Here is a 12,412-nt window from a genome sequence, read left to right on the forward strand (position 1 = left end):
AGTGGCTATCCAGCAAGATAGTTTTCACACCTGGAACGTCAAACGACTCCGACCGGCGGAGCTCGGCCCGTTCGACTACGAGGGGGAGGTGTTGACGAGGAGCCTCTGGATTGCGGAGGGGATCACGAGCTACTACGACCGGTTGCTCGTCCGCCGGGCGGGGCTCAGCACCGTGGCGGAATACTTCGCGGGCGATCCGCCGCCGCCCGGGGCGGACTATGACCAGCCCAAGAACGACATCGAGAAGCTCCAGGAGACCCCCGGGAGGCTCGTCCAGCCGCTCGAGTCGGCCTCGTTCGACGCCTGGATCAAGTACTATCGCCGCGACGAGAACACCCCGAACACGGGGGTCAGCTACTACATCAAGGGGGCCGTCGTCGGCTTCCTCCTCGACGCGAAGATCCGGAGGGCGACGAACGGGGCGAAGAGCCTCGACGACGTCCTCCGACTGGCCTTGGGCAGGCACTCGGGAGAGGCTGGGTTCACCCCCGAGCAGTTCCGCAGCCTTGCCCAGGAGGTGGCCGGGGTCGACCTCGCCGACTGGTTCCACAAGACGCTCGAGACGACCGAAGAGCTCGACTACGCCGACGCCCTCGACTGGTACGGCCTCCGGTTCTCGGGGAAAGGGAAGGCCGACGGCAAGGGACCCGAGAAGCCGGCGAAGGCCTGGCTCGGCCTGTCCACCAAGCCCGAAGGGAGTCGGCTGATCGTCTCGGTCGTGAAGCGAGAGACGCCGGGATACGAGGCAGGCTTCAACGTCGGCGACGAGATCCTGGCGATCGGCGACGAGCGAACCCTGGCCGAGCAGTGGTCGAAGCGGATGGAACAATACCGGCCCAACGAGAAGGTCTCGATCCTGATCGCAAGGCGAGGCCGACTACTCCGGCTCGAGGCGACCTTCGGCGTCGACCCCGCCTCGCGCTGGAAGCTCGAGCTGAACCCGGACGCGACCGAAGACCAGAAGGCCCACCGCAAGGCCTGGCTCGGCGACTGACGGACCGATCCCGAAACCCGGTTGGCTCGAGGGACAGGATTTGTGCCCAAAATGGCATGCTGAGAAAGGCCGCCGCGTTCTATCTTAAGGTGGGGACCGCTCGGAGCCACCGGGAACGACTGGTGGGCAGTGAGTGTCGACCCGAGAGAAGGCCGCCGCGTTGACCGCGTCAGAATTCCCGGTAGTCAGGAAAAAGCCGGGTTTCGGGAAACACTCGAGGGAGCTCATTCATGGAGAGCCAAATCGTACCGCCCGGCGAGGGCCGAAAGGTCTGGGTCGTCGGCGACCTCTACACGTTCAAGGCCACCGGCGAGGACACGGGCGGCGCCTTCGCCCTGATCGAGGCGCTCGTCCCGCCCGGCGGCGGCCCTCCGCCCCACTCGCACTCGAGGGAAGACGAGGCGTTCTACGTCCTCGAGGGGACGCTCCATTTCCAGGTCGACGGCCGAGAGCTCGACGCGGGGCCCGGCACCTGGATCACGCTCCCGAAGGGGAGTGTCCACGCCTTCAAAAACACGGGATCGACGACGGCCAAGATGCTGATCCACGTCGCCCCGTCGGGCCTCGAACGCTACTTCCTCGAGGTCGGCCGGGAGCCGACCGACGGCGGTCAAGAGCCCGTGATCCCGACGCCCGAGGACTTCCAGAAGCTCCTCGCGGCCGCGCCGAAATACGGACTCGACATCCGACCGCCTTCGCATTGATCTCGGAACGATCGGGGGAGTGTTCCAATGCCCGAGGCCTCGGCCCGTGACCCGTTCCTGCAAGCCGCGATCGACGAGGCGAAGGCAGGCCTCGCCGAAGGGGGAATCCCGATCGGCTCGGTCCTGGTCATCGACGGTAAGATCGTCGGGCGGGGGCACAACCGCCGTGTCCAGGACGGGAGTGCCATCCTCCACGCCGAGATGGACGCCCTCGAGGACGCCGGCCGGCTCTCCGCGGCCGAGTACCGGAAGGCCGTGCTGTACTCGACGCTCTCCCCCTGCGACATGTGCTCGGGGGCGTCGCTCCTCTACAAGATCCCCAGGATCGTCGTCGGCGAGAACCGGACGTTCCAGGGACCCGAGGCCTACCTCCGATCTCGGGGCGTCGATGTGCAGGTTGTCGACGACCCGGAGTGCGTCCGACTCATGGAATCATTCATCCGCGAGCACCCCAACCTTTGGAACGAAGATATAGGGGTCTGAGGAACCCATAAGGGCGTCCGGGGTGGGCCGGAGTGGTCCAAGCCCGGTCCTCCCGTTCGACGAGGTAATTCGGATATCAAGAGCGAGGCGCGGGGAGGACGCCCGGGAAAGGCGAGGTCCGCCGGTCGCCCTGGACCCGATCCTCGACGATGCTCTCGCTTTCGACAACCGGACCGACTTGCGACACTGGAATCCCAAGGACCTAGGCGACCGTCGCCCTGAATGGACTACGGAGGACGATCCAATGAGCGCCCTACCCTCGGGAACCTCGGAGGTTCGCAGGCCGCTTTGGTTGAAGCCTGTGTCCATTCCTCGGCTGACGACCCGAGGCCTCATGCTCGTCGTTGCCCTCTCGGGAATCTTCCTCTCGATCGTCGCGGAATGCGCGAAACTGATCCGCATCTCCAAGGGACGAAGCCATAAGGCGGAACAGTCTGCTAGCTATGAGGAAGGTTACCGGACCAACGCACTTGTATATGTCGCCGAGGCCCAGAGGCTCGCGTACGAGGCCTTGCGTGCCCGCGAGGACGAACGGCTTTCCAATCGACTGGGGGAAGGTGCGCCGACAAAGCCTCGAAGGGGCTACAACTTCATCCCCATCGACCATCTCAACCGCAAGGCCCCGGACCTCGAACAGGCCTCGAGCTCGTACCAAGCAGCCGCCGCGAAGGCCATCGAGATCGCCAACTATTACGCGACTCTCAAACATAAATATACAGTGTCTTCAGGCGTTCCATGGCGGCCGGATGCCCCGGACCCGCCCCCCCCGTAACCATTCCCCGCCAGGGTCGGCGGTCGAGCCATGCCGTCGTCGAAAGACCAGCCTAGCGGATCATCGCTCGAGATGTGTCCGACGCCGATGAGCGTGGGACGAGGCATCGACCGCGGCCTCCCTAGGACGATCGTCGAGGGGAAGGGGCTTGACGACGCCATCGCCTCGGATCATCGTACCTCCGGCTCGACCCTGGAATCACAGAGGACTCGACCCCAGATACCTTGAAAGGACCTCGGAGGACGACTCATTGAACGCCCATCCGCCCGGAACATCGGAGGTTCGCCGGCCACGTGGGTATCACCCCCCTTCCATGCCTCGGCTCACGACCCGAAGCCTGATGCTCGTCGTGGCCACCTGGGGCTTCTTCCTCGCCCTCGGCACCGAGGGGTCGAGGCTGATCCAGGTCACCTGGGCACGAACCCACATGGCCGATCAGTCGGCCCGTTATGAGCAAGGGTATCGATCCAACGCGCAGGGGTTCGCCGCCGAGGCCCGGAGGCTCGCGGACGAAGCCAGGCTCTCTCGCGAGGCCGAGCGGGATCCTCGAACGTCGCAGGTGAGCGTATCCAAAATCCTCCAGAGGCATACCTACCTCAACAAGGCCGACCGCTTCACCTACAACGCACTCGACCTCGAACGAGCCTCGAGCTCATATCGCGTGGCCGCCTCGAGATCCATCGAGATGGCCACGTATTATGCCGGCCTCAAACAAAAGTATTCGCACTCCGCGCAAGTCCCCTGGCGTCCCCACCCGCCAGACCCGCACCCCCCGAAGTCGATACCGTCCCGGATCGACGAGCGAGTTCCGGAGTAGTCGACGCACGAGCCCCGCGGATTTGCTACGCACGTCTCTCGGTCTTCGTCGCGCGGGGACGGAGTTAACACCGATCACCTCTGATGTAACCTCCATCCCACAAGGCTCGGGAACTCCGGGCCAGATGAACCATGGCACGTCGACGCGAGTTTGATCCGGCACTCCAAGCATGGCTCGATGCCGCCGAACGCGGTGACTCCGCCTTGGTCGAAGAGCATCTTCGGCACGGGGCCGATGTCAACCAGGTGGGCAACGGGATCTATTCAACCGCCCTGATGCGGGCTGTGCGAGGTCGCCAGATCGAGATGATCCGATTTCTGCTCGATCGCGGGGCGGATCCCGATCTCTCGGACAGTATCGGCTTTACCGCGGTGACGCGAGCGTTGATTGAGTCACGGTCCTGGGATGACTTCTACCGGATCCCTCAGCCGGACCCCAGGCCGCTGGAGCTCCTTGTTGCGGCGGGAGGACGTTTTCGGCTCATCGAGGCCGTGCTGCTGAACGACGTTGCGCTCGCAAAAACCCGACTCGATGAGGGCGAATCCGCTGATACCGGCGAGGGCGATTATCATGGCCCGGTGCTGATGATCGCGGCCAATCTTGGCCATGTCGCCATCGTGGGTCTGCTGCTCGACCGCGGGGCCAATGTCGAAGCAACAGACGACCTCGGACAGAGGTCGCTGATGATCGCGGCCCGTTACGGGAAAACCGAGGTCGTTCATCATCTCATCAATCGTGGTGCGGACATCAACGCGGTCGATTGGTCCGGTCAGACCGCCCTGTCCAACGCCGCAGCCAATGGTCATGAGGAGATTTATCGGACACTCCTCTCTCAAGGGGCTCAGCGAAGCATCGTCGATGCCCTGGCACGAAAGGATTTGTCTCTCTTCGAAACTCTGCTGGATGAAGAGCTTCGTAAAAGATCTCGAATTGACAGGATCTCCGACGGAACCGCCCGCATCGCAATGTTTGCTGCGGGCCGAGGGGACGTGGACGCGCTCCGGATCCTGCTCGATCGCGGGGCATCGCACCTGGACGACCATTTCGATAGTCATTCACTCCTCGCGCATGCCGCCAAGTCCGGGCATGTCGAAGCCGTGCAGTTCTTGATCGATCGAGGCGCCGACCTTGACGCCGTCGGCAAGGACCAACTCACCGCGTTAGAGTGGGCCCATCATGAAGGGCAGCAGGACGTCATCCAGATCCTCGAACGCGCGGGAGCGACTCACTGAACCGCCGAGTTTGTCGCCTCGGATCCGCTCTTCGCTTTTCACCTCGGGTACATGCGGAAGGAGCTCGGAGGTCAGGCGATCGGCTTCGTCACAGATCTAGGTGTCGCTCTCAAGCGAGGAGCTCGCGGCCCCGTCTGTTTGTAGGTAGCCAAGGCCCTTGCCTTGGCAATGGCCCAAGTGCACGGATGCAGAGCTGGGGTATCAACCTGGAGTTCTTGCCTCGTTTGCTTCAGCCCGAAGGGGGGCGAAGCCTCGTCCAGGAAGAGAGCTTTTTCCATGACTTTGACTGTGCCCATGTCTTTCACCGCGACCGCTCAAAAAATTGAAGCGGGGCCTATTGGGCCGAAATCGATCAGCTTCCCGGGTGTGTCGCCCAGGCCGACACCCTCGAAGAACTTGAAGAGAACCTGAAGTTCGCGACAACCCTCTGGTTCAGAGGGTCTTCGGTCAAGACCGAGCAAGACGCCAGGCAACTCGCCGAAATGCAGGGAATCCCTTTCAAGGAAGGCGAGTCCTACCCGAAGCCCTACGTCTATCGCGAACCCGCCGGCTGGGTGGAAGAGGATGAGTAACGCTGACGGAGGGGCGGCCGTCCCTCCCGTCAGATACGACGACATCTTCGGGACTTCGACGAATCCGGCCGCCAACAGGTCGCGGTCGATGTAAGCACGGGCCGAAAGCAGCGAAGTCGAGGCGAAACATCAAGGCCAAATTATTTATACGTGTTAAAACTGAGCTCAAATCAACAAAAATTTCAAATCATAAACATTTTTCAGAAACACCTCGAAGCCGACCGGAAAGACATGCGGGGCAGGAGTGCCCCGCCTACCGGGTGGGGAGAGTGTGCGTAGGAGAACGTGCGGGGCAGGAGTGCCCCGCGTAGCGGATCGGGGAGTCGTTCACCACCTGGGGTGAGGTCAACCCTGGAGATAGCCGCAGCGTTTCAGGTGCTCGACGCTGCGGGCGATGCGGTCCTGGCGGCCTTCGAGGCCGGGCTCGGGCTCGCCGCCGATGCCCTCGATCTCGATGGTGTAGGCGCCGGTGTAACCGATCTCGTCGAGCATCCGGCGTACTCGGACGAAATCGACCGCACCGCCGTCGCCGAGGGCGGGGAAGTACCAGTCTTCGAGGCCGCCGCGGTTGTCCTTGACGTGGACGTTGCGCACGAGGTGCTTGACCTTCTCGAGCTCGTCGACGGGATCGACGCCTTCGTTGTAGTAGGCGATGTTCCCGGTGTCGAAGTTGAGCAGGACGTGCGGGTGGTCGACCTCGTCCATGAGCGCGAGCATGGCGGCGGCGTTCTGGGTCGGGCCCTTGTGGGTCTCGAGTGCGATCGTAATGCCGAGGTCGCGGGCCACGTCGCCGAGCTCGCGGAGGTGGGTGACGATCGTCCGGCGCTCGTCGGCGTCGGCCGGCTGGCCGGCCCCGGAGACGACGATCGAGACGTGGAACCAGCGCGAGGAGAACTGGATCCGGCGGCGCGTGATCTCGACCCCTTCGCGGGTCCGGATGTCGGCGCCGCCGACGTTGCAGCCGCTGACCTTGACGCCGTGCGTCTCGAGGTGATCGCAAAACGACTGGGCCGTTGCGTCGTCGGCCTTCTCGGTGACGACGGCCGACTCGGGGATGACCAAACCGCCGAAGTTGTGCCCTCGGAGCGCGAGCTCGAGGTGATTGATCCCCGCGTCTCGGATCCGTTCCACGGCCGTCCAGACGCCGGAGGCCCCATAGCAGTTGGTGAAGCAGCTCACGATCCGGCTCAAGGGACGATCTCCGAGGAACGAGACGGGAAGGCGGCCGTAGGGAGGCTAGGCGAAGGCCGAGCCGCCCGCCAAGGGTTCGAGGACGACCGGCACATCGGCCTGGGGATCGACGACGCGGAGGGCGCAACGGCCCGAGAGGACGTCGAGCAGGGGGGTGCCGCAGACCTCGGCCCGCCAGCCGTTCGCGAGCTCGGCGGGGTGCGAAGGAGGGCACCCTTGGCTGTGCCAACGCACCAACTCTTTCAGGTCATGCGAAGACCCGACCAGGCCGGCGGCGACCCGGTGATGGGCGCAACATTGGGCCAACGCGGCCGAGAGCAGGTTCACCACCATCGTCAGGCCCGGCCCTTCTTCGTGGCGGTCGGGGGGCTCGGGCAAGTCCTCGACGGGGACGAGTTGGGCCTCGGCGATAACCTCGAGGATGTCGCCGCTCTTGTTCAGCAAGTGGGGCCGGTTGAAGTCGCGGAGCGCCTCCAGGTCGCGACGACTCGCAGGCTGGCGCTTGGCGATCGCGACGAGGAGGTCATCGCGAAGCATCTGGCGGAGCGGCCGATTGGAGCGCCGGGCCTCGTCGTGTCGCCACTCGGCGAGGCGCCGGGCGACTTCGAGGCTCCGCCGGTTGAGTTGATGCAGGCCGGGGAGGCGCCGCCAGCGATCCTCCTCGACGCGGTTCTGTATGGTGGAAACGAAGCTCGAGAACTCGGCCTCAGCCCAATCGGTCCGGTTCCAGCGTGCGAGTTGGGCCGCGAGCAGGTCGGCGAGATCGAGGAGATAGCGGACGTCGTCCAGGGCATAGCGGAGCTGGGCCGAGGTCAACGGGCGTCGCCGCCAGTCGGTCCGCGTCTCGCCCCCCGAGACGGTCACGCGAAGGGCCTGGCCGATCAGGTTCACGAGCGAGAGGGGGAAGCCGAAGCCCGCGAGCCCGGCGGCGATCTGGACGTCGTAGACCCGCTCGGGGACCCGGCCGGTCTTGAACCGACAGATCCGGAGGTCTTCGCTCGCGGCGTGCATCACGACCTCGACGGCCGGGTCGTTGACGACCTCCCAGAATGGGGAGAGGTCGCGGATCGCCAAGGGGTCGACGACGGCGAGGCGGTCTCGCGTCGCGACCTGGATCAGGCAGAGCACCGGCTCGAACGTCTCTTCGGACACGAATTCGGTGTCGAACGCGAACCGGCCCGAAGCGCGGAGATGGTCGACCAGCTCCGAGAGGCCGGCAGCCGTCGCAATCAAGGGTTCTTCCACCGCCTCGCCCATCAGAACCGTGACGCCTCGTCCACCGACGTTTGATTTTCACGATACGATACAATTAAGGATTATCGGCGGACGGTCCCTTGGACGCAAGGGCCGTCCGTTTTCCGCTTTTCGGCGACTCGGACGAGGGGCTCGCGCGAAGATCAGGGGAGGGTGTCGAGGAATTTGAGGATCGCCGCGTCGGCGGCATCCGGGTTCTCGAGCGGGGCGAGATGCCCGGCGTCGGGGATTTCCACGTACTTCGCCCCCGGGATCGCGTCAGCCATCGCCCGGGCCTCGCTCGGCGGCGTGACGATGTCGTCGGAGCCCACCAGGACGAGGGTCGGGACCTTGATCTGGGGCAGCTCGGCCGTCCGATCGGGACGCGCCGCCATCCCTCGCAAGGAGCCGGCGAGGGTCCGCACGGTCGTCTTCTCCATGACTTTTCGGACCGCGGCAACCCGGTCGGGGTGACGCTGGCGGGTCACGACCGAGAAGAACTTCGGGAGCATGCTCTCGACGACGGGCCCGGCGTTGCCGGCCTCCTCGACGGCCTTGGCCAGGGTCTCGCGTCCTTTCTCGCCCTCGGGGGTATCGGCCGACGCGCGGGTGTCCATCAGCATGAGGGCCCGGAACCGCTCGGGGTGGCGGGCCATCAGGGCGAGGGCCACATATCCCCCCATGGACAGGCCACCGAGGACGACGGGCTCCTTGATCTGGAGCGCGTCGAGCAGCTCGACGACGTCATCGGCCATCGCCTCGATCGGGTAGATCCCGTCCGGCGCGGCCGACCTGCCGTGTCCGCGGAGGTCGGGGACGATCATCCGGTACATCGAGCCGAGGCTCGACTCTTGCTCGGACCACATCTTCCGGCTCAAGGGGAAGCCGTGGAGCAGGACCACCACGGGGCCCGGGCCGAAGTCGTCGTAATTCAACAGCATGGAAAGGCCTCCCAGGTCGTGACTTCGGTTCGTTGACCGATTCTAAGGGGTCGCCCCGGGGATCGCCAGCGGATCCGCCGAACGTGACGGTTCACGCCCGGGTTCTCGGATCGTCGCAGCCCCTGCGTGCGGCCTTGAGATTCGCCCGACGGTGCGTCATAGTTGTCGTTCTCGAGGCATCCCGAAACCAACCGCCGAAGGTCGAGACCATCCCCCCGAACGGGCCAGAGCCCCCGACGGTCCCCGCCGCGATTGACACCCCCAAATGGATCAGGCCGAAGGAGTGAGGAACGTGTCCGTGAGCCTTAATCTCAGCAGCGTCCGCGCGCGTTCGGCGCGACGGATCCTCGGCGTCCTCGCCCTTTGGGCGTGCTCGATGTCGGCCTGGACCGTGACCGTGACCGCGACGGCCGCCGAGGCCGACCCTCGGCTCGCCGGCTACCGCACCCCTCCCGGCTGGAAGGTCGCGATCGCCGCGACCGAACCGATCGTGATCAACCCGGTGACGATGACGTTCGGGCCCGACGGCCGGCTGTACGTCGCCGAGTGGCGCGAAGGACGAGGCCCGAACGACCACATCAAGGTCCTCACCGACGTCGACGGCGACGGCACGTTCGACAAGGCCGACATGTACATGGACGGCCTCGACCTCCCCGCGGGCATCCTCTTCTGGGACGGCTGGACGTACGTCACGCTCAACCACGACGTCGTCCGCCACAAGGACAAGGACGGCGACGGCACGTTCGAGGTCCGCGAGGTCATCGCCACCGGCTTCGGCAACGACGACTCGCACCACCGCGTCTCGGGGATGATCCTCGGGCCCGACGGCTGGCTCTACCTGACCACCGGCGACAGCGACGCCCACGCCAAGGGGTCGGACGGGTCCACGGGGACCGTCCTCCGCTCCGGCGGCGTCTTCCGCTGCAAGCCCGACGGCACCCACATGCAGGTCGTCGGGTTCGGGATGCGGAACCCCTGGGGCAACGTCGCCTTCGACGACGAGTTCCACATCGTCCATACCGACAACGACAACGAAGGCTCCCCCGGCTTCACCGGCTGCCGAGTCTTGCACGTCGTCGACGGCGGAGACTACGGCTGGCGGCTCCGCGAAGGGGCCCGCTGCTGCAACCCCGACTTCGAACGCGCGACGTGGAACGGCGGACGGCCCAGTCGCCTGGGCTGGATCACCGAGACCGGCCGAGGGGCCCCCGCGGGCCTCGGTGTCCTGAACTCCTCGGCTTTCCCGCCGAGCACGCGGAACCTCCTCGTCTATCCCGACGTCTTCCGAAAGCTCGTCCGCGCCTACACGCTGAAGCCCGCCGGCGCGACTTACGCCGTCGCCAAAGAAGTCGAGCTCCTCGCCTCGGACGAAGGTCTCTTCCGCCCGACCGACGCCGAGGTCGGACCCGACGGGGCCCTCTACATCCTCGACTGGCGGACCGACTCCGGCGGCGCGGGGGCGCTCTCGGGCAACGGGAAGACCGGCCGACTCTACCGCATGACCTGGGGAGGGACCGACGAAGAACCGGCCCGGCCGACCTTGCCGCGCGACCGGTACGTCAGGCTGCTCCAAGGCGACGAGCCGGCTTTCATCGAGGCCCTCAAGTCGGACGACTACGGGATGCGCCGGGTGGCGAACCTCGAGCTGATCCGCCGGGGCGTCAAGGATCCGAAGGCCTTGGCGGCCCTCTGGGATGACCCCAAGGTGACGCCAGCGACGAAGCGGCATGCCCTGGCGATCGCTTCGGCCCTCGGGTTCGACAAGACGCGGGTTGTCCTCCAGAAGGCAATCAAGGATCAAGACTCGTCGGTGAAGCGGCTCGCCTATGAATACGCCGCCCGCGCCGCGGCCCTGAGCGACGACCCCTCGAAGCTGGCGTGGACGGCCGACGTCGGCCTCCCGGACGCCTATCCCGAGGTCTCGGACCTGGTGCGGTTCGCCAAAGACGATCCCCAACTCCTGAGGGCCCTCTGCGGCTACCTCGGGACGACGGGCAAAGTGATGGTCGCGGCCTACCTGATCGAGGCCGGCAAGGCGACCTCGGGCGGAGATGCGTTCCTCCGGGACGGTGTCACCCGAGGCCTCCAGGCGATGGGCAAGACGGGCCTCGACACGGTCGTCAGCTATCTCTCGACGCCCGACCCGGCGAATCGCGCGGCGGCCCTTGAGATCCTCCAGGGGTGGCGTGGTGAGGAGGCCCTGGCCAGCTTGCTGGAGTCGGCGACGGGATCGTCGGAGATCCCGACGGAGGCGCGAGCCGGCCTCTTCCGGACGCTCCGCGAGATCGTCGGCGCCGTCCCGCCCGAGCGGGTCGTGGCCTGGTTGGGCCAGAACCCCAAGGCCGACCCGGCAATCCGGGTCGAGGCGATCCGGGTCCTGGCCGCGATGCACCAACGGGCCCTCCTCTCGGCCGGGCCGATCCTGACGGGCCTCCTGACCGACGAATCCGCCGACGTCCGACGCGCGGCGCTCGGCCTCGCGCTCGACGTCCGCTCGAAAGAGGCGAAGGACGCCCTCGTCGCGCTCGCCAAGGCGAACAGAGCACCGGCCGACGAGCGTCGCCTGGCGGTCTCGGCCCTGCGGGCCTATGAGGACAAGGCGCTCACGCCGATGTACGCGGGCTTGTTCAACACGAGCGACGACGCCGGGTTCCGGACCGAGCTCCTCCGTACCCTCGCCTCGCTCGACTTCGAGGCAGCGGCCGGGCACGCCAAGGGGCTCTTGAATGAGAAGAACCGCTCGCTCCGCCAGGAGGCGATCGGCCTGCTCGGCCAGAAGCCCCAGTCGGCCCTGATGGTCGCCGAGCTCTACAACGCGGGCAAACTTCCTCCCGAGGACCTGCCCCGAGTGATCGAGGCGATCCGGCCGCACGCGACCCCCGAGATCCAGGCGGCCCTCCAGGCGTTGCTCAAGAGCCGGCTGCTCGCCGCGCCGACCGGCGAAGAGGCGAGGCGGCTCCGCTCGTACGTCCAGCGTTTCGGGAACGCCGAGCGGGGCAAGTCCCTCTACCTCGACGGCAAGAAGGCCGGTTGCACCACCTGCCACCGCCTCGAAGGGCTCGGCGGGTCGGTCGGCCCCGACCTCACGAAGATCTACGAGACCCTCTCGTTCGACAAGCGGGTCGAGTCGATCCTCGAGCCGTCGAAGGAGATCAAGGAGGGCTTCGGGACCTTCAAGGTCGCCACGACCGATGGCCGAGTCATCTCCGGCCTCCTCCTCGCCGACACCGCCGAGGGCGTCACCCTCAAGGACGCCGAGGGGCGTGAGGTCCGCATCCCCGCCAAGGAAGTCGAAGAGAAGGGGAGCGACAAGACCAGCCTGATGCCCGTCGGCGTCGTCGGCCACCTCTCGTTCAACGAGCTGGCCGACCTCCTCGCCTTCCTCGGCGACCGCGCAGCCCAGGAGAGCCTGCGAGGGCAGGCATCGCCCAAGTAAACTTCGTCCCGAAACCCGGTGTTTTCTCCAACACCGG

General features: G+C 66.0%; 11 protein-coding genes. 7 read left to right on the forward strand and 4 right to left on the reverse strand.

Annotation, left to right across the window (positions count from 1 at the left end; all coding sequences use genetic code 11):
• The first annotated feature begins 1 nt into the window (after position 1).
• From ACYOEI_RS06790 to ACYOEI_RS06815, 6 genes are all read left to right on the forward strand, one after another.
• A complete protein-coding gene (locus ACYOEI_RS06790) occupies positions 2-994 on the forward strand; it encodes a M61 family metallopeptidase (protein WP_462848611.1) in 993 nt (330 codons plus the stop codon).
• A 230-nt stretch (positions 995-1,224) separates the two neighbouring features.
• Entirely contained in the window at positions 1,225-1,698 is a 474-nt protein-coding gene (locus tag ACYOEI_RS06795) for a cupin domain-containing protein (protein WP_462848612.1), read from the forward strand.
• 27 nt (positions 1,699-1,725) lie between these two features.
• Positions 1,726-2,181: a nucleoside deaminase gene (locus ACYOEI_RS06800; RefSeq protein ID WP_462848613.1), complete on the forward strand. Its 456-nt coding sequence runs from the start codon at positions 1,726-1,728 to the stop codon at positions 2,179-2,181.
• Between the two features lie 244 nt (positions 2,182-2,425).
• Positions 2,426-2,953, forward strand: a complete 528-nt coding sequence (locus tag ACYOEI_RS06805) for a hypothetical protein (protein WP_462848614.1) — start codon at positions 2,426-2,428, stop codon at positions 2,951-2,953.
• Between the two features lie 313 nt (positions 2,954-3,266).
• Positions 3,267-3,770 (forward strand): hypothetical protein, encoded by a 504-nt coding sequence (locus ACYOEI_RS06810; protein ID WP_462848615.1) that lies wholly within the window; start codon positions 3,267-3,269, stop codon positions 3,768-3,770.
• Between the two features lie 131 nt (positions 3,771-3,901).
• A complete protein-coding gene (locus tag ACYOEI_RS06815; RefSeq protein WP_462848616.1) occupies positions 3,902-5,002 on the forward strand; it encodes an ankyrin repeat domain-containing protein in 1,101 nt (366 codons plus the stop codon).
• A gap of 314 nt (positions 5,003-5,316) precedes the next feature.
• Here the strand turns inward: ACYOEI_RS06815 and ACYOEI_RS06820 are convergent, their stop codons facing one another.
• The 4 genes from ACYOEI_RS06820 to ACYOEI_RS06835 all read right to left on the reverse strand — a co-directional run bounded on the left by ACYOEI_RS06820 (position 5,317) and on the right by ACYOEI_RS06835 (position 8,939).
• Positions 5,317-5,649: a hypothetical protein gene (locus ACYOEI_RS06820; protein ID WP_462848617.1), complete on the reverse strand. Its 333-nt coding sequence runs from the start codon at positions 5,647-5,649 to the stop codon at positions 5,317-5,319.
• Between the two features lie 270 nt (positions 5,650-5,919).
• Positions 5,920-6,765 (reverse strand): sugar phosphate isomerase/epimerase family protein, encoded by an 846-nt coding sequence (locus ACYOEI_RS06825; protein WP_462848618.1) that lies wholly within the window; start codon positions 6,763-6,765, stop codon positions 5,920-5,922.
• Between the two features lie 45 nt (positions 6,766-6,810).
• Complete coding sequence (locus ACYOEI_RS06830) at positions 6,811-8,022, reverse strand: ribonuclease D (RefSeq protein WP_462848619.1); 1,212 nt, start codon at positions 8,020-8,022, stop codon at positions 6,811-6,813.
• A gap of 140 nt (positions 8,023-8,162) precedes the next feature.
• Positions 8,163-8,939, reverse strand: coding sequence for an alpha/beta fold hydrolase (locus ACYOEI_RS06835; protein ID WP_462848620.1), 777 nt, complete (start codon positions 8,937-8,939; stop codon positions 8,163-8,165).
• 292 nt (positions 8,940-9,231) lie between these two features.
• On the opposite strand from ACYOEI_RS06835, the gene ACYOEI_RS06840 reads away from it, so the two are divergent.
• Positions 9,232-12,375 (forward strand): PVC-type heme-binding CxxCH protein, encoded by a 3,144-nt coding sequence (locus ACYOEI_RS06840; RefSeq protein WP_462848621.1) that lies wholly within the window; start codon positions 9,232-9,234, stop codon positions 12,373-12,375.
• The last annotated feature ends 37 nt before the right edge of the window (positions 12,376-12,412 follow it).

The sequence above is a fragment of the Singulisphaera rosea genome, from assembly GCF_054877945.1.